This is a genomic window from Pantoea sp. USMM079 (assembly GCF_037153115.1).
GTDB lineage: Bacteria > Pseudomonadota > Gammaproteobacteria > Enterobacterales > Enterobacteriaceae > Pantoea > Pantoea communis.
Genome location: NZ_JBBCKX010000029.1, coordinates 48785 through 67456 on the forward strand (window position 1 = coordinate 48785; position 18672 = coordinate 67456).

An 18672-nucleotide genomic window follows, 5' to 3' on the forward strand; every position below is an offset into this window, starting at 1 on the left:
AGTTAATAAAATCCACTTATGGTACTGTATATCTTGACGGTATAAAAATAATAACAAATGATTATTCATTCATCTATGGGGTGAAATATAAAAGAAGAGAAATCCAGTATTACTAAAGTAAGTATTTCATCACGAGATAAAATGGTTTTAAACCGCTTTTATATATTCATCATCATATCTCATTTATGCTTGTTCTCGACCTACATAGTGTGTTGTACAAACGCAAGTTGCGAAAGTGAGAATATATTTTAAATGGATTAGTGTTACCGTTCATAGTCACTTTCAGGCGACCATAGGAGCCGGTCTGCTTGTCGCAATAGATAATTTCGTTAGACTGGTTTTTTGACATATAGGGATCCTTATAATTTGGTTGTCACTTCACGGCACTCTGTGCAATTTGTCCCGCCCTTCTTTTAACTACTCACATTTCATTGGACAGCCCTCATTCTTGGATCTTGGACGTACTGCGGCGAAGCCGTGCCAAAGCAAACATGAAAAGAGAGATCACAGGCATAAATTTGCTATGACGCCTGTTCCCCCTGTACACATTCTAAACACTATACTGAAGCAAATTGTTACGCCTTCGGGCCACTATTAATATGAGGTGTTCTCTCATGGAGTCGTCATTTTACTGCTATCTGACCCCTGCCGTAGCAGGTGGAGCAACACTTCACGTCAGGGGTTGCTCCAGCCTGATTGATAACAGTAACCGTATTTTCCTAGGTTCCGTATATAAAACCTATCAGGCCGTAAACCTGGCAAAGCGGCACAGCGCAAATGTTGCAAAATGCCCGTATTGTATGGGCGAATGATCCTTGCCAATTCTGATTGCGACCTTCCTGCATCCACTTTGCGGATGAGAGGTGAATTGGCTTGCACTGACCAATGGCTGAATCAGGCAAATTCACCTGCCTGAAATGAAGGGCTGTTCGCCAGAAAACCTTGCCAGCACCCTGTTTGGCGCAGGCAGGTTTTGAGGAGCCAATGTGGCTGGAGTCAACGCTTCTGGCCAGTTCGACCTGCGGTAAACTAACGCATCGAAAAATGTCATCTCCGGTCAACGCTTTCTAACCGCCCAGCACCAGAAAGCGATCGCTACTACCGAAACTGTCAGTGATATAAGAAGTTGAAAGTTATCCTCAGATTGGAAGCTGTGTACCACGTCCGTGCCCAAAACGCCCACCAGGGAAAGCATCATGGATGGCAAAACCCACGTCACCTGTTTACGCAGCTGTATCTCACCCTTATCAAAGGTATATAACCCGGGCCTGCGCAACACCTTCTTTAGCGAAGAAAGAGATAAGGTGGATGGGGCTAAAGTATCTGAATGCAAGGCTATTCACATCAGCCTTGCACATCCTATGCCTAAAGCTGTGGATAGATTGCTGCAGACCTTGCAGTCAGGAGCGCGCAAACAAGCGGTTATTTTGTAATCACCTAGCGGATTATATCGCTTTAAAAATCAACGAACGGACAGCTTTACCTCCCCTCCCCTGCCCACAGCATCTTGCGTCTGACTGAAAGTCAGTCAATACTACTGTGAATATATACAGCATATTTAAATGAGACTACTGCTATGTTTAACGCCTTTGAGTTGATAAACCCGGCGTCAAATCCTCCTCCCCGTTTCCGGCCACTATTTCTGGAGCGCGTACCCTGCGGGTTTCCCTCCCCCTGCCAGGACTACGCTGAGCAGGAGCTGGACCTCAATGAGCATCTCATTACTCATAGGGCAAGCACCTTTTTCCTGCGCGCACAGGGCAGCAGTATGCAGGACATTGGCCTTTATGACGATGACCTGCTTATTGTTGATCGCTCACTGAAACCTGAACACAGTGACATCATCATTGCGGAGGTTTACGGCGAGTTTACGGTAAAACGCCTGCTGATCACGCCTGACGGGCCGGTTCTGCAGCCAATGAATCCTGCCTACCCCGTTATAAAACCCGATCCTGACTCGCTTCAGATTTTCGGTGTGGTCATTCATTTCATTCACACCACGCGCCGGAGAAACTGAATGTTTGGGCTTATCGATGTGAATTCATTTTATGCGAGCGTGGAGAAAGCGTTTCAACCCGCGCTGAGGAATGAGCCCGTCTGCATCCTTTCGAATAACGATGGCTGTGTTATAGCAAGAAGCAAAGAAGCCAAAATATATGTACGCATGGGTGAACCCTGGTTCAAGATTAAAAACCAGCAGTTTCCCGTTAAGATCCATTTTTTCTCCAGCAATTACGCGCTTTATCACTCCATGAGCAACAGGGTGATGTCCTGTATTGAGGAGATGGTTCCCCGACTGGAAGTGTACTCGGTGGACGAGGGATTTTGCGATTGCAGGGGAATGGAACTGACCATGCCTTATGAAAATTTCGGGCGGATGATCCGGGAGCATGTTCTGCAATGCACCGGCCTGACGGTGGGTTGTGGCCTGGCCCCCACGAAAACGCTGGCAAAATCGGCTCAGTGGGCAAGCAAAGAGTGGCCCCAGTTTCGTGGCGTGCTGGCGCTGACCCCAGATAATCCCGGACGCATTGAGCAAATGTTGTCACGGCAGCCCGTCGAAGAACTGTGGGGCGTGGGTTCAAGAATTGGCAAGAGGCTTAATCTGTTAGGCATCAAAACGGCGCTCGAACTGGCACGCACCTCCCCTGTGTTTATCCGTAAGAATTTCAGTGTCGTTCTGGAACGGACCGTGCGCGAGCTCAACGGTGAGTCCTGCATTGAAATGGAGGATGCCCCTCCCCCAAAGCAACAGATTGTGGTCAGCCGGAGTTTTGGGGAACGTATTACAACTTATGAGGCAATGCGTCAGGCCATCTGCACTTACGCCGAACGTGTCGGAGAGAAGCTGCGCGAAGATCGTCAGTACTGCCATCACGTTTCGGTTTTCATACGCACTTCTCCTTTTGATAACGGGCGGCCCGGCTACAGCAATACGGCGTTTGTCAGGCTTCAGGTCGGTACGCAGGATACCCGCGATATTATTCAGGCGGCCATGCGATCGCTTGATAGCATCTGGCAGCCGGGGTTTCGCTTTGCTAAAGCCGGTATCATGCTGAGCGAGTTGCGACCAAACGGCTTCGCTCAACTCAATTTGTTTGATGAACAGGCTCCACGAGCGGGAAGTGATGCCCTGATGAGTCTGATGGATAAGATGAATCGTTCCGGGCGTTACAGCATCGGTTTCGCTGGCAAAGGTATTCAGCCCGAATGGCGCATGAAGCGGGAGATGTTAAGCAAAGCCTGGACGACTAACTGGAAAGATATACCCCTCGCCAGAATCTGCTAGCAGTCCGGTCACGCCTTTCTCCCGGAGGCAGTACTGGTAGCATTCAAGGCGTTTCCCTTTCAGATTGTTTGGAGATGCTGGGACCGTGGTCCCGGCATCTCAGAGAGTGCCACCACGAACCAGTCAGAAACGTTGAGAATTGTCATGGCTAGCTTCCGGGATGACAAAGACTGAAATGAGGGAATTATTTCTGGTGGACAGAGTGGCGGTCCCACTTCACCAACACTGCATCAAGGTTATGCGGGGTGAGAAAATAATTTTTCCTGATTGCTGGATTACAGAAACGTGGAAAGCTGTACTGACGCTGGGACCGCGGTCCCGGATGTTGCTCACATGCAAAGATATTTATGCTGCTCAAATCAAAATCCTGTCTGCATTCCATCCTTAACCGGCACTTTTATGAACACGAAGAAGTGATAAAACTCAGCACGGCCTGTGGGTGGGACCGCGGTCCCACTTCAACAGAAATGCGCAGAGGATAGAATTGAGAAGGGATATGAGTCTGTTCATCGGGTCCAATTTTTCATAACAATGATCAGTAAGTCGCCTCAGGATGTCAGAAGTGAGACCGTGGACGCCGATGTTCCCGGAGAGGAACGGTATGTCTGCTGATACCGAAGCCTTTTATGTTTCATGGTCAGGCGGTCATTCCTGAATACAGTGATGCTGTAACTCAGTAATTCACTGCGCGCTGTACGGGTGGGACCGTGGTCCCAGCTGCGCCATAAACAGTTATGCCGTGAGTCAGTAACCTTTGACCGTGAGCACATCTTAATGAAAGTTGCTGATGTGGCATCTGCTCTGATATGTCAGCAGCACAGGGTGGGACAGCAGTCCCACCTGACTGTGAGGCAAAGGCCTGTCTAAAGATGGGGGCCAAATCCTGTCGCTGACCGCACATTCTCTGACAGACTGTCGCGCGAAGTCCGCGGAAAGCGTATTTGAGAACGTACCGGAAATGCGAATAGCCCAGCACGCTTGCAGGTTGCAGTCGGTATGATAGCTCAAGGGGAGAGTGAAATATGCTGAGGTTTGAGCGCAGGATGCAGCGCCGGGACCGTGGTCCCAGCGGCGTAAAAAAAATGTCACATTAACGGATTTGCGTCAGAAAGCGTTACGGGAACCGAAGTCCGGTCTGTGGCAGTTTGTCAGAAAAGAAAGCTGGGACCGCGGTCCCAGACAGGTCATTCAGGAATGATGTTGCGTCAGCAGCGCTTCAAGCTGATCAATCAGAGCCTGAGGAACTTTGGTTTTATCAAGACTAAACAGAACCTTATTGCCTTTATACTGAGCCGATGCACCCGGACCAAAATCCTTTTTCACAGCAGGCTCACGCGTCGTTCCTGACGGCAGGGTGAGTGCCGAGAGCAGTTCCTGAATGATCTCCTCCGCATCGTAGAGCAAACCGCTGTTACGACCCGCCATCAGAGACTGCGTCTTTTCATCCAGCAGCGACGCTTTTCCTTCAGACGCTTTGAACAACTGTTCGCCCGCTCTCGCCGAGAGTTCTCCCGGATGCGAGAAGAGAGAAAGCACGTCGTGAGGTAGCCTGGAGGTGTTCAGGCAACGGGTAATAATCTTGCGGGAGATGCCTTCCGCCTCGGCCAGGGCCGAAATGTTATTAGCAAACTCATTCTCCAGCCGCAGCGCATAGCGTCTGCCGCGCTCGTAAGCGCTGGTGGGGCGGTAGTCGTTGCCCAGCTTGCAGAGCGCATCCATCTGGTCGTCATCAAGATCGCCAACCAGAACGCGATAGTCTGAAGATGTCAGAATTGCCGTCATGCGCCGGCGGCTGCCGTCGGCCACTTCGATGCCGCCCTGAACCTGACGCCCGAATGCGGGTGTCTGCTGACCGTTAAGCAGGAAAGAGGGGATCAGGTCATCCAGCGCATCTTCCGTTAAAAACGCCTGAACGCGCTCGTTACCCGCCCAGACCCGGGTGGCGTTTTCTACCTGGCCGGCGGGCACGGTTTCGAGCGTAAACTTAACGTCGCGTCCGCATACCGGCAGCACGATCGTATTTCCCTTGGCCATGGCGCCAACGCGCGCCATCAGCGAATCCACCATCGGTGCAGCGGGTGCCGCAGAGGGTGAGGCGGATGCGGAGGAGGGGGATGATTTCGGAATAATGGGTGCGCGTTTCATCAGCGGATCTCCCAGCGTGGTTTGATCAGGCGATCAAAAATTTCGTTGCAGACGGGCTCCCAGATAGCCAGCGCGTTTCGCCAGGCGCCGGTCGAAGAGCGCTGATCGATGGCCTGTTCAAACACGGTTCGCATTCTTATCTGTCCTTTCCCCACCTCATCGGTTTCGCGGACGACGTTCTTCAGCACCATGCCGCCCCAGGCGTCGCGGATCTGCTCTTCCATCCACGGCGACTGCGAGCCGTTGTTGTTGCTGTACTTGGTGAGCAGGATCCGGACGTCGGGCTCAAATCCCTGCAGGTCGACGTTCTTCAGCAGGTCGCGGAGCATGTCAAAGAACTGCAGGGCAGAGGTGTAGTCAAACAGCTCAGCCGGGGTTGGCACGATCAGCACGTCCGCCGCGCACACCACGTTGATGGTGCCGATACCGAGGTTAGGCGCGCTGTCGATCACCACCACGTCATAGTCCTGCGCCACGGATTCTATGGCGAGTCTGAGCATCATGTGCGGCTCGGTGGGCAGTTTACCTTCGTCAAAGCGGCCCATGAGTTCGGTTTCAATACGGTGCAGCGCCAGACAGGAAGGAATGATATCGAGGCCGGGCCAGCAGGTGGGGCGGATCGCGTAAAAGGCATCGTCCCGCTCTCCCAGATAGAATGGGAGCAGCGTGTCCTCAGCGTGGATGTGCAGGTCGGGTACCCACCCGTGGTACATGGACGCCGTTCCCTGCGGATCGTTCCCCTCGACGAGCAGCACCCGCAGCCCTTTAAGAGCGAGGTCCTGCGCCAGGTGCACCGACACGGAGGTTTTATAGACGCCGCCTTTATGAGCCGCAACGGCAATCACGGGAGGGATACTTTCATCGGGCCGGCGCAGGCGGGTCCCGAAAACATCCCTCATGTGATTGATTTGCTCAATGGTGTAGCCCACGCGCTGCTCCACCCGGCCACGCATTTCAAGATCGGGGTAGGGCAGGCGTCCGGCCTTTTCCGCGTCGCGGATGGCCTGCGGCGACACGCCGATGAGATCTGCCGCTTCACCAACGCGCCACCGGCGGGTGATTTTACGCGCCTCTGGGCTGTCATCATTAAACTGCGCTACGGCAATGGCGCGGGTCATCTCATGCCCGGCGGCGATGCACTGGTCGAGCGTATTCATCAGTCCCACAAACCTTCTCCTTATCAACTTTGCATGCAAGCATTAAATCTTGATATTTGGCGCAAAGCAACATCAAACATGAAAATATTGACAATTATTGCAAAGTTCAAAAATCCATCGTAGGGGAGATAAGTAATGCCGCCCATCAACTGCAGCGTGGCATTCAGGTCCAGAATTAATCGCACCTTCTGGCCGGAAGCAATGTCCAGTGCAAATTCCAACTTTAAGGCTCCGCAGACTCAAACTTTTCGGGGTCAGGCCGAGACTTAAGTTGATTCGGCGAAAAGTGGTTGTAGAAATTGTGCAAAGCGGTGGCGGAAGGTGTCAGCAGACACTTCATTATCAATGCGTAGCAGCACCTGGCTAACACAGTCAGTGGACAAGAAACACCGACTGTACACTGGCAGAGGCAGCCTTTAAGCAAATAAAAATGCCTGACCCATTTTTGAAATCTCGCATAACTAATGCCTGCCAGCCCCTCAGAATTCACGTAGAGACGCCTTCGAAGGTCACTTGGCCAGCTGTCTGAGGAGGCTTTATCTCAAAAATTGCCACGAGTGTAGTGATTAAAATATCAAATCATCAGGGTCCCAGTCCTTTTCCTGCTCCGCCAGTAGGTCCATGAAAGAAATCGTTTTGCTTCTAGGTTTTTGCTCAGGAGCGAGCTCCGAAACTCTGAGTTTGAGGGGCATCGGGCTGACAATACCACTGAATATGCAGGTTCCCGTTGAAAGGGTAGGAATTGACTCTTCAGTCAGTTTGTCTATGTAAGATACTGACTTTTCGATAGCGTACAAATCGTTCTGATTAATCAATCGATGTATGAAATAGTTATGTGCCTGCGAAATGATGGTTGATGATATGTCATTGGGTCGCTGGCTGGATATTGTTATAAAGACGCCAAACTTTCTGCCTTCTTTTATGATCTCTTCAAAAGTCTCCAGTCGGTAATCTTTCCAGCTTTCGGTTTCACGAAAAGAAGTATTAGACAGAATATTATGTGCTTCGTCGATAATCATATGCAGCGTGGACGGTATAACTGATAACTTTTTTATATTATAAGCCCATTTAGCTATCAAAAGCGGAAGTGTTTTTTTCATAGTTATATTCACCATATTGAGATTTATTATGGTGAAGTTTTTATCGTTCCAGAAATCCCGCTGACCTGTAGTATCAAAAATTTTCGCGATATCTTTCCGGTTCGCATTCATTCTGTTTATGACGGGTGATATGTGTTCAGGATTTGACTTATTTGATAAATATTCCTGAATTAGCTGGAGGTACATAAAATCGATAAGGTCTTCAATCATGTCATTTTTGAATTGATAATTACAAGCCAGCCTGAAAATGTAAGATTGCTCGGCATCTATTTCAGAATTAAAAATATTACCGCCTCGTAACCTCCACTTGCCGGCCTGTGAATGAAATTCCAGGTCAGCAATTAAATCCGGATCATCTTTAAATATTGGTCCAAAAAGCTGATGCACTGCATCGCATTTTGCCTTATCTCCAGTGAAGAGATTTTGCCTGACTTTTTTCTTCAGAATATTTCGCATAAACGGAAGCGGATCGGCGCTGTTCATGACTCTCAGACGAAAATCAATTACCCGTTTAAGAAATGGCTTCTGCGTTTTATCTGTTGCATCGGTCAGAACAGACAACATGTCATGTTCAAGCAGGACCTCCCTGGGAAGGGGAAGCTTATCGCCATCTGCATGATGCGTGTTGAGATCGTACACCGTCTTCTCTTCCGTTATGCACTGCGGGCCGGTGTATTCGCCGTTGAAGTCAAACAGGAGAAACTTGCATCTTTCCCTGAAACGCTCCCCGAGCTGGCCTTTTATCTGCTCAATACCAGCCTGGTAAAGCGCGGCAAGCGTGTTAGATTTTCCGCTTCCGGTATTCCCGAAAATAGCAATATGTGAGTTGATGAGGCCGTTAACCGGCAGCGCTATACTGATATCTTCAAGGTCCGTTCGGGTAAACGCCATGATGGTTTCACCGGCGTCAGCAATCTGATGGACCGTCTGGATCATCTCTTCGGTCACCACAAAGGCTTCGTTGCCGATAAGAGGTAATTCACGCGAACCGCCAATGAAGCTCCCGTTACGATCGATATACCCCGTCAGGGAAGCCGAGAGGTAGCGCCGGTATCGCCAGGCATCGCTGCCGCTACCGGTAGGGTGTTTTTCCTCAACGACTCGTTCTGCTTCTACTTTGCCAATTAGGCTCATGAAGCCTTTTTTGATCTCAATAAAGCTGCCCACAGACACGTTACGCAGAACTTTTCCCTGATAAAACAGATCGCTGAGGTTCTTGTTCTTATCAACAAGAATGGTAACTGATCGCCCGGACACCTCGCAGACTTCTCCCACCCTCAAAACCGCTTCCAAATCGATAAAATGGCCGCTCACTTCGTGCCTCCCAGAAAGCACGTAATAATTTTATTCATTTCCGAAAAGTCTACGTTGCCTCCCGGGCGATGAATAATCTCTACGTTGGAATAATCACGGAATTTATCCATAAACCCGTCTACACTTGCATCATCGTAAGCAAATATCAGCAGTTTCAGCGTTGCATTGCGCAGGGCTTTTTTGGTCAGCGTTTCCAGATGTTCATCTGCAAATGAAAATCCAAAGACAATAAGGAGGGTGGCCTCTTTATCAAGCTCATTTGAATACGTTCTAAGCAGATCATAATAAACGTTCTCTAACAAGGTCTCCTTGAATTTTTCCTTTCGTGGAAGAATAAGTGAGTGGGATAGGACCCATTCTTTCATTTCAGCGGATGAAGTAAATTTCAGTGGCTTTACATTGCCTATATTGTAAATTATCTTCCCTTTAAAGTGTTCCCAGGAAAGTGAACCATGGAGCTTAATCAGATTAACGGTGGGCAGCTCAACTTTGTAATTATACAAATTACCCGTAGCGTTCACAGAATAATTATAACTTCCCGCGTCAAATTCCAAATCTGCCCATACGTTCAGCCTCTTATAAAACCCATCATTAAATAAGAGGTTTTTGTTTCTAGTCGCAGCATCTTCAAGAAATAAATCATAATTCGTGGTGAAAACGTTAATGCGTCTTGGAAGCAGGCCCGTTCTGCGTCGCGTCAGTATTTTTTCCAGCGACATTACGAACGCATCATAATTTCCCCGGGAATTATTAACGTTGTCAGTAACGGGGGGTGGAAAAGGGACACCATAATTGCGCTTAAGCATGCAGTCATTCGGAATCCAGACCTGCGTTAAAAATTTCGCGGCCAGAGCAAAATATTCGTCTTCTTTTTCATCTTCGATAAGCTTCTGAAGATCTTTTTCAATTGTTCCCAGCACCTGAATGGCTGGCAGCGATGCGCCGGAGCCAATAAGAAAATTGAGGTTAGCCGACTGCAACACCCGCTCAAAGTAGTCCCTGTCGCCATCGTTGCCATAAAAAGCGCGCTTAAGTGCCATCTGATCCGTCCCTGAAGTATTAGGATTATTCTGTATCCACCCATCTTAGCGCCGCACTGCACACTTTTACATCACTTCTTCGGTGACCTGGCTTTACCCCATTTATACCAAACGGCGGGATCGGGCCAGCAGGCCCTGCGCCGCAAGGGGAAGGGAGGTTTTTCAGGAAAAAAGGATCCTTAGCGGGATTGGGATAACCCGCTAATCTGCGGGCAAAACCAAGTGTCGGATCCTTTTTCCGCGATTTATTGGTATTACTCCCGTCGCTGCTGTGCGGGAAAGTAGCGTATTCCCCCGGACATCTCTGCGTAGAATTTAAAGGATGAACATCCTTATCTCCATGCAGATTTCAACAAAGTGCGCCAGCGTGCTCACTTTCGCGCCGTGTGCCGATTTTGGCACCGCGAATTGCGTCACCACTTTTTCTTCAGCATCCTGTGGCACACCGGCGCGCGCATCGGAGAAGGCTGCACCCTCATACACGAGTCGTTTGTGACGGACAGCCCGCGCCCGTTCGTGCGCATCCAGTCGGAGAAGGCTAGAAGACGGCGAGAAATCCTGTCCGTCAACAGTGGGAAAGATGACAGTGTAACCGCACGGGTAAGGTATCTACTTTCATGTAGGTCCGCGCAAAAAGGGGGACGGCAGGCCGCAGGCTGTCGCGCGCTTGAAAGTAGGTACCTTTTCCCGATCAACGATCTACACTGCCTCCACATTATGAATGATCGACTCCCGCGACTGACCCGACGTGTAGTGGAAGCCAATACCACCGTTCCATAGTTCATTTAAAGTAAGTGAGTGATCACAAACTTAATAGTTTCACTGACGCTTACCGCCCTGAAGAATAGGTCTCTACATTCATTTAGCAGTTGGCTGCTCACAAGAAAGCAGAGACAGCAACCGGCACCTGCTTGAAAGCAAAGACCGGATAAGGCCTGCTGGCAACAGGAGTAGGCATTCGTACGAAGGAATGCATGAAAGTGAATGCCTATGGAAAAATCAGTGACCGGTTAACGCCTGAAGCTTAGAAGAACAGCTGTTGGTGACAAACTGGAACTCACGGCTTTTTCAACTCGATATAATTGATGTCGCCTATCTTTTAGAGGCCAGCCATCGCGCTCCGGATGAGGGAGTTTTGCAGCTTGTCGGGTGAGCCCATCGCCAGACGCTCTCTCAGGCGCTTCATGGAGATATAAAGCGTTAACCGGGTGATAGTCTCAAAGTCTATTTACAGCGATTGTGTGGCCTCCTTACGGGACCGTTCCTTAAGGCCCAGTATCACTTTGTGATATTAGTGCTAGAGCTCCCAGAGATTGCTGTCCGCCGTTATCTTCAGAGTATATCCGTATTCATGTTCAGCACCGCGTGCTGTAACAGATGAGAGAACATGAGTTTTTACCATCCTTGCTGCTAAAGGCGAGCGTCACGTTGTAGATGCTGAAGAGTGAGTCGTGCAGACAAATGGTTTGGTTGCTGTAGTCGTAATTGGAAAAGGCTAAAATGATGCCGAGCCACGTTTTAAAATCTGTGGACATGATCAGCTTCGCGCCCTGGATCTTGATATTCATATAACCTTCGCTCTTAGCCACCTCCTCTTATGAGCTTCTGATGATCTCAATATGATCTTAAAAGAAATGATCTATCCAGTGGATATGTTGCTCAACGGCCTGCCGCGCCTGACGGCTTGCCCAACGCCACACAGCCACACAATAAACAGAAGGTGGCCGCTCACCATTATAGGCGGTTCTAAAAGCGGTAATGAAAGCGTGGGCAATGAACAGTTACGATACCGTGCAAGTCGCAGACATATTTAATCTCATCACGTTATAACCATTGTTAGGTGAATGGGGAGGATACTGCAGGTGAGAGAAGCTGTGGCACTAGCAGTAATTTTCATCGAATGTTATTAGAATGAGGTGATTGCTTCGTGGTGACAGCAATGATGAGCCTGTAAAGGCCTCTGGGAAGCCATAAAGGATTCTTTAGGCCTGTCTAGGGTTTGGCATAAGCGAGCCTCTGTAAAGGTCTGACGTAAGGTAAGGATCGTTTTATGTGGTTTATCACATCAGGATCGTTGGTTCAGTCCGGATGCGATCTGTTCGCGGAGAACTGAAGATCGCAGCATGTGAAGCTTTTCAAGAGAATTAGGACGTTTAGTGGTCAAGAGCGAGGCAGAGCTAAAGAAAATATTTATGCATTCAGGTGTTAAGATCAGTTTTCCACATATCCACCGGATAGATCCAAATAATTATCCTAATCAGATCCTAATTAGATCCAAACAGATCCCCGTTGCTCGCAGGCCAGAGCTGCCGCGGCCTGCAGAGGTTTTACATGTGTCATAACATGCAAAATATGTGTCGCAACATGCAAAACATGTGTGACAGCATGATAAACATGTGTCATAACATGCAGTAACATGTGTCGTAGCATGTAAATTCCGAACGTTATTCACTGTAACGCGGCCGCTGTGTATAAAGAGGGTAAGTCATTGGCTGATAAAAACTTTTTCCATGATTCATTACTGGCTTCAGCAGAAGATGAACAGAAAGTACTCACAGTCACTAGTGCTTCCTCAGTACAGCCGGCGATCCTGCTTAGACTCGGTGTTTTTGTCCCTAATTCGCGTGCGCTGAAGAAAGGATCGGAACACATCATCGACGTTTCGGAACCCTTTTCCTCGCTCGAGTTTGCTCGAAAAGAGGGTTATAACGACATCCAAATCCGCGGTGAACGCCTTAATATTACATCAGATTTTAGCGTATGGATGGGGGTTATCGGTGCGTTCAGCAAGTATGGGCGGGACAGCAACAACATTACTTTGCCTTTTAAAGAGTTTGCACAGTTATGTCAGTATGACTCCCGGCAGATCAATCACCGCCTGCGCGACCAGATCTTTGACTCGTTAGCCAAACTTGGTACCAAGGTGGTGCAGTTCAAACGCAGGGAAGGTAACGGTAAAATGTTCTTTACCCAGTTGCTTAAAACCGCGTTACTCGATCGGGATAAGGATACGGTAACACTCGAGGCGGATGAAAGACTTTGGGAACTATATGAAATTGATTATACGATTCTTCTACGAAAAAAACCTTATACCTATCTGAAAGGTAAGGAAGTTGCCCAGACTCTTTATACTTACATTGCCAGTTTACCTGACAATCCCGCCCCGATTTCGTTCTCACGTATTCGGGAGCGCCTACTGCTGACTTCCCCTGTACCTGAACAGAATCGCCTTATCAAGAATGCACTATTGGCTATGGAAAAAATCGGTTATATCGAATACAGCATTATTAAAAAGGGGAGGGAATCCTTCCTGTTCATTAACAAAAGAAACAAGAAACTCAAAGAGTTATACGAAAATGATGTGTCGTAGCATGTAATCATGTGTCGTGGCATGCTTAAGGTGGGTCACAGCATGCTAATAACTAAAAGCCAGACGTTAAGTGGGCCACAGCATGTGAGATCTGTGTCACAGCATGCGTGCAGGCCGCATTTTACATGTTATGACCCATGTTTTTATATTCCATCCCATGTTGTGACACATGTTTTATGCCTTTCAGCATGCTGAAGTACATATTTAGCGATCCCACATGCTGTGACACATGTTCTGTTCTCAAATGCATGCTGCCACACATGTTTCACCTTCGTGTTGCATGAAGTGATACATACTCCAACTTCCATTTGCATGTTATGACCCATCTTTGCAGCCCTTCACATGCTATGACACACATTCCTCGATTACCAAACATGTTATGACACATGTTTGCCTGCGCTAAATGTATAGCCTACTTCTTGCCGGGTCATACGACTGCATATTGTGACACATGTTTTATACATGAACATGCTACGACACATTATCGGTCATGTTCTGCATGCTGCCACACATCTTTTTGCTCAGTACTCATACCACCTCAGATCTGATGTCTTGTGAATGCATGTTACGACACAGGTTGTTCTCTAACAGACAGCATGCTGCGACACATTTTTTTATCTTAAAATCTACATGTTGTGACACATGAAAAGCTCATAACTGCCTGTTGATATAAGCGTAACAAGGTTCTGGTATCTGCATGCTGTGACACACGTTTATTGGGGGGGATTCAGCATGATATGACACATGTTTTAAAGCAGGAAATTAGCATGGTATGACCCACGTTTGTATGAGAAATGCTCAGGATCTTGTTATCCATGCTTGTACGCGAGGGAATCTGCATGCTACGACACATATTTATATGATAGGTGATTTGCATGGTGTGACACATTTTTTATAGATGACAGGTAGGTAAATTTTCGAGTGGCTTAGTTGTTGGATACCTAGGCGAGTATCGGATGTTATGTTGAAAACGGCAGATTTGGCGACACATCGAGTTCGGCGGGAGCAAGTCAAGCACATTAAATCGATCCGCCTGGGATCCGTTCCGGATCGGTTTTCCGGCTTTTATCCCGTATACGGAGAATAACCTGGACGGCGCGGAATAAAAAACGGGCGATCGGCGGTGATTCCGGCTCGGAAGGTAACGTAACTCACTGACGTTAATGCGAAGTTCCGCTAAAGGGGGGCGGCGATCGCACCAGGCACTCCAGGCTGCATACCTGGTTATCCTGCTAAATAAAGCTCACTCCAAAAAAGAGTAGTTGACCCTCAACGACGATGGGGGAAAATCCGTCTGTCAGGTCCATTAACATTGTCGTCCGCAACAGGACAGGGAATTCTATGTTCAACTTCATTGTGGCACATGAGTACTTCAGTTTTTTTCAGATGGAAGAGGGGTATGAAAAGTTTCCCGTATCGCGTCTGTTTGAATCCACCCCGGAAAGTATCCGTAACAAGCTGCTTCCTTTAAGTGATTCATCGCTGAAATTCCTGTCGAGCCTTCCGGTTATATTCATGACGGAGCCAAAAATTGAAGATCTTAGTGCCATCGAGTATTCAGTCATCAGAATAGCTGTTATCAGTGATTTGAAAATCGTTCATGAAAAGAAAGAAATATTTATAGGGTTTAAATTCCTTATTCTTCGGGATCTAGGCTACAGGCAACTCGCCCGTGAAAAAGACTATTCTCACAAGCTCGAACTCGGCGCATTTGGCCTTCAACGGACCCACTGGTCAGTGAAAAATATTAAGGTAGACGATGCTCTGAATATGATGGGTATTCAGGTTCTAGTCCCACATCCTGCGGGTGGAGAAGCTGTCCCTCCCGATAATAATGAAGATGTCGAACCGATAAATGATGTGAATAATTATCTGGCGAAAATCCTGGCGCATTCATTTGAAGAGGATGAAGAGGTCTTTTACCGGGGACATTCTGATTACCGGTATGAGCTTACACCATCTTTATACCGTAAGAACGAGGCAGGCAATTTCCGATTCCGGCAGTATGAATCAGAAATGATCAATGAACTTCTGACCGTTCAGCCCACAGAATTTATGAGTGACAGATACATGCTGGACAAACTGGTTCGCATGCAGCATTACGGCCTGCCCACGAGGCTGCTGGACGTGACGACAAATCCATTGATTGCGCTCTACTTTGCCTGCTCGAGCATGAAAAAAGAAAATGGAGAGGAAGTTGACGGAAACGTTATTGTTATGACCACAAAAAAAAGTCAGATAAAGTTTTTTGATTCAGATACGGTCAGCTGTATAGCAAACCTTTCGCGCTTGTCTGAAACAATGAAAAAACAGCTGGATTTCAGACAGAATAAAAATGAATTCAATTATTCAGATCCCTGCGTTCAGTTACTGCACCTGATAAAGGATGAGAAATCATATTTCAAACACGTGATTGAACCTGCAGACTTGCAAAGGCTTCTGGTTGTAAAAAGCAGAATGTCCAACCCTCGCATAAGCTCACAGTCCGGCGCCTTTCTGATATTTGGCGAGGACGCTGTACTGCCTGAAACCGGATACAGTGACATTCAGATAAAGAAGTTCCGCGTTCAGGAGAAAACTAAATTGATGAACCAGCTCGCCCGCTTCGGCATCACTGAAAGTACGGTTTATCCAGGAATTGAAAAGGCAGCGGGTGAAATTGCTAAAAAATATGATTCATATAAAAACTTTGATTTGTAAGGAGATACGATGGTTTGGGTAAAAGAAAAAAGTTATAAATCTAACTGGAGAGTAGACGGTGATCCCATTGGTGGGGGAGGCCAGGGTGAAGCGTGGAAAGTTATTAACAAACATGATGGAAAGTCAGCATTCCTGAAAATAATCAAGGCTAAAAAAGACCCGGAGCGACGGGCAAGATTTTTCAGAGAGGCATCTATATACAGTTCTCTGGAGTCAGACGGAATACCTAAACTTATTGAGAGTAACACTCAGGAACACCGGGACCTGACAACCACTCCCTATATTGTCACGGAATATATTAAAGGAAATACGCTTGATAAGTGGCGGGAAAACACTTCATGTATTAGCCTTGATGTAGCCGTAGCTCTTACTGACAGCCTCGCAAAAATCGTCGCGCAATGTCACTCTGCTGACGTTGTACACAGAGATATAAAACCGCAAAACATCATTCTTCGCTACGACAATCCCTTCAACCCTATTCTTCTCGATTTCGGACTCAATTATCATGAGTTGCCTGATTTAAAATTCAGCACGCTGGATTCACAGGAAGTTGGCAATCGTTTTTTGAGACTACCTGAGCTTTCAGCTGGCAGCCTTAATAAAAAGGATCCTCGTTCTGACATATCATTCACTGCAGGTATTTTCTTTTATGTATTGACCGGCAGTCATCCTGACCAGCTTTTGGATGACAGAGGAAGAATGCCTCACCAGCGTAGTGAGCTTTTAAAGCTAATCAAAATTCCTGACGATGCAACCGAAAGAAAACTGCTGTCATTCTTTGATTATTGCTTTGCCTATGAAACGGAGGACAGATATAAGAATATTGACGTTTTTATAGCCCGGCTAAATCAGATTACAGAACCCGAGAAACAATCCATGTCCTCACGTGATGACTTTGATGAAATTGAGAAATTACTGAACGCACCAGAAGATAAACGAAGAATTGATTCTCTTAATCTTATGAAACTGGGTTTACAGAAGGTATCTGATGTTTTCATTGAAATTAACAAAAACTTAAATGGCGCGCTGAACTATACAAATATGGGTTATGTTGAAGAAGCGGAAGCATGTACCTCTAAATATTCATGGACAAAAGCCGGTTCCAGTGAAGGGTTCTCACTGGCAATAATAAAAACCACTATCAAAGGTAGTGAGTTAATCATATATATCTCAGGAAAAGAGATTCACCGAACGCCAATCACTACACCTGACTGGGGAAATGATTTTGAAGAGGCCGTTAAACGTGCGGTACTTCCTTCAATTAGAGAGGCACTGATTCATCCTGAACTTCATATCCCGGAACTGCAGTTATTCCAGGAAAAAAAACCATTTATCAGACTCAAGGATGCGGAATCTGAAGCCCAAAAATCAGGAAGAGAGATTCTTGCCTTCGTATATGATCCTGTCTTGCCTGAAAGAGGAGGCATTCACTGGTCTTTGATCTACTTCCTTGAATATGCAAAAACTCGCGACATGATGAATGATTATTTTATCACAGCATTAATAACGATTAAGGACTTCTCCAGCTATTCAGATGCACTTGAACAATGCTCGATGAAAAATGGACGCTATGTTTTAATAGATAAAAATATGAATGCAATATATCAGGATGGAATTATTGGCAATGCTGATGAGGGAGATAGAGCGATTCAAAATCTCATTCTCCTTTTTAAGAAAAACAATAATTCTGTTTCATGATAGAACGGTTATAAGATATTTTTTGCTAAAAAAAGGACAAAGAGTTTTTTAAACCTCTCTTTGTTCTTTTAAATGTTTGACATCCTTGAGTCGAATCTTAATATTCAATCGAAATACAGAGCGAATAATTCTTCACTTTCACAAAAAAACTGTTTAATCCGATTTTCTCTCCTGAGAACATTATTACAGTATTTCTCTCTTAGTTCGACGTACATGCGCAGACAGCATTTATATTTTTATTGTTATATTTAACTGATACCAGATTTAGTAAATCTGAATCTGAAAAGAGAGACACACATAATACTGTGTCGTTCCAGAAGCTTCCTGGGGCCAGAGTGGGACCTAAATCGGCGTAATGTTGCCGGATCAGATGCAGAGCGGCGCAACCTGAATCGTACGGAATGTGGTTGTTGCCAGGACTCCCGCGACATTCTGATACAGTCGACGCCGCGCCCACTTCACGATAACGGCACAGAACGCGCTGAACCTGACGGACGGTGATTTTGAGAAGGCGCGCAGCTTCACGGTGCAGCAGTGTGTGGTCGTGAACGCGCTGAATGATGCGGAACCGGTATTGGTCTTGATATGTCATGGTCACCAACATAAGTCTGCATCCTGAGCTGAACCTGAGGAGATCTAAGGTTAATTCAGGGACGACAACTGTGAATTGTTCCCTTTAACATTAGCGTTCAGGAGTAACATCAGGAGATTGCAAAATGCTATTAATCTATAATTATCAAAGCATTAAAATGTTAAAGCTAAGCAGAGATGACCACTTTTAGGCAAACCTGAGTTGTCCGGATGAGATAAATTGCAGCCTTTCAAATCACAGTATGATGTGGAATTATTGGCAGATAAA

The 18672-nt window shown here is 46.9% G+C and carries 13 protein-coding genes; 6 read left to right on the forward strand and 7 right to left on the reverse strand.

Translation table 11 applies throughout. The annotated features are described in order from the left end of the window. Window positions 1-1196: 1196 nt before the first annotated feature. From WFP70_RS23955 to umuC, 3 genes are all read left to right on the forward strand, one after another. Complete coding sequence (locus tag WFP70_RS23955; protein WP_337024589.1) at window positions 1197-1433, forward strand: hypothetical protein; 237 nt, start codon at window positions 1197-1199, stop codon at window positions 1431-1433. Window positions 1434-1576: 143 nt separating this feature from the next. Then, a complete protein-coding gene (umuD, locus tag WFP70_RS23960; RefSeq protein WP_337024588.1) occupies window positions 1577-2017 on the forward strand; it encodes a translesion error-prone DNA polymerase V autoproteolytic subunit in 441 nt (146 codons plus the stop codon). After that, window positions 2018-3289: a translesion error-prone DNA polymerase V subunit UmuC gene (umuC, locus tag WFP70_RS23965; RefSeq protein WP_337024587.1), complete on the forward strand. Its 1272-nt coding sequence runs from the start codon at window positions 2018-2020 to the stop codon at window positions 3287-3289. It abuts the gene before it with no gap. Window positions 3290-4477: 1188 nt separating this feature from the next. Here the strand turns inward: umuC and WFP70_RS23970 are convergent. The 6 genes from WFP70_RS23970 to WFP70_RS23995 all read right to left on the reverse strand — a co-directional run bounded on the left by WFP70_RS23970 (window position 4478) and on the right by WFP70_RS23995 (window position 10528). Next, window positions 4478-5434, reverse strand: coding sequence for a ParB/RepB/Spo0J family plasmid partition protein (locus tag WFP70_RS23970; protein ID WP_337024586.1), 957 nt, complete (start codon window positions 5432-5434; stop codon window positions 4478-4480). Then, a complete protein-coding gene (sopA, locus tag WFP70_RS23975; protein WP_337024585.1) occupies window positions 5434-6600 on the reverse strand; it encodes a plasmid-partitioning protein SopA in 1167 nt (388 codons plus the stop codon). Before sopA ends, WFP70_RS23970 begins: the two co-directional genes overlap by 1 nt. Window positions 6601-6614: 14 nt before the next feature. Then, complete coding sequence (locus WFP70_RS23980) at window positions 6615-6812, reverse strand: hypothetical protein (protein WP_337024584.1); 198 nt, start codon at window positions 6810-6812, stop codon at window positions 6615-6617. Between the two features lie 345 nt (window positions 6813-7157). Next, on the reverse strand, window positions 7158-9005 hold the full coding sequence (locus tag WFP70_RS23985) for an ATP-binding protein (protein ID WP_337024583.1): 1848 nt from the start codon (window positions 9003-9005) through the stop codon (window positions 7158-7160). Continuing rightward, entirely contained in the window at window positions 9002-10045 is a 1044-nt protein-coding gene (locus tag WFP70_RS23990; protein WP_337024582.1) for an SIR2 family protein, read from the reverse strand. Before WFP70_RS23990 ends, WFP70_RS23985 begins: the two co-directional genes overlap by 4 nt. A gap of 315 nt (window positions 10046-10360) precedes the next feature. Then, a complete protein-coding gene (locus WFP70_RS23995) occupies window positions 10361-10528 on the reverse strand; it encodes a hypothetical protein (RefSeq protein WP_337024581.1) in 168 nt (55 codons plus the stop codon). Between the two features lie 2005 nt (window positions 10529-12533). On the opposite strand from WFP70_RS23995, the gene WFP70_RS24000 reads away from it, so the two are divergent. The 3 genes from WFP70_RS24000 (at window position 12534) to WFP70_RS24010 (ending at window position 17813) form a co-directional block, all read left to right on the forward strand. Then, window positions 12534-13415 carry a RepB family plasmid replication initiator protein gene (locus tag WFP70_RS24000; RefSeq protein ID WP_336749723.1) on the forward strand — a complete coding sequence of 294 codons (882 nt, stop codon included), beginning with the start codon at window positions 12534-12536 and terminating at the stop codon, window positions 13413-13415. Window positions 13416-14756: 1341 nt separating this feature from the next. After that, window positions 14757-16115 carry an FRG domain-containing protein gene (locus WFP70_RS24005; protein ID WP_337024580.1) on the forward strand — a complete coding sequence of 453 codons (1359 nt, stop codon included), beginning with the start codon at window positions 14757-14759 and terminating at the stop codon, window positions 16113-16115. 9 nt (window positions 16116-16124) lie between these two features. Further along, entirely contained in the window at window positions 16125-17813 is a 1689-nt protein-coding gene (locus tag WFP70_RS24010) for a serine/threonine protein kinase (RefSeq protein ID WP_337024579.1), read from the forward strand. A gap of 199 nt (window positions 17814-18012) precedes the next feature. Here WFP70_RS24010 and WFP70_RS24015 read toward each other — a convergent pair whose 3' ends face one another. After that, window positions 18013-18417: a helix-turn-helix domain-containing protein gene (locus tag WFP70_RS24015; RefSeq protein ID WP_337024578.1), complete on the reverse strand. Its 405-nt coding sequence runs from the start codon at window positions 18415-18417 to the stop codon at window positions 18013-18015. Window positions 18418-18672: the final 255 nt, after the last annotated feature.

Coding starts and splice junctions, on each gene's coding strand:
- WFP70_RS24010 (WP_337024579.1), top strand. CDS start 16,125: ATGGTTTGGGTAAAAGAAAAAAGTTATAAATCTAACTGGAGAGTAGAC.
- WFP70_RS24015 (WP_337024578.1), bottom strand. CDS start 18,417: ATGTTGGTGACCATGACATATCAAGACCAATACCGGTTCCGCATCATT.
- umuC (WP_337024587.1), top strand. CDS start 2,018: ATGTTTGGGCTTATCGATGTGAATTCATTTTATGCGAGCGTGGAGAAA.
- WFP70_RS24005 (WP_337024580.1), top strand. CDS start 14,757: ATGTTCAACTTCATTGTGGCACATGAGTACTTCAGTTTTTTTCAGATG.
- umuD (WP_337024588.1), top strand. CDS start 1,577: ATGTTTAACGCCTTTGAGTTGATAAACCCGGCGTCAAATCCTCCTCCC.
- WFP70_RS23970 (WP_337024586.1), bottom strand. CDS start 5,434: ATGAAACGCGCACCCATTATTCCGAAATCATCCCCCTCCTCCGCATCC.
- WFP70_RS23990 (WP_337024582.1), bottom strand. CDS start 10,045: ATGGCACTTAAGCGCGCTTTTTATGGCAACGATGGCGACAGGGACTAC.
- WFP70_RS23955 (WP_337024589.1), top strand. CDS start 1,197: ATGGATGGCAAAACCCACGTCACCTGTTTACGCAGCTGTATCTCACCC.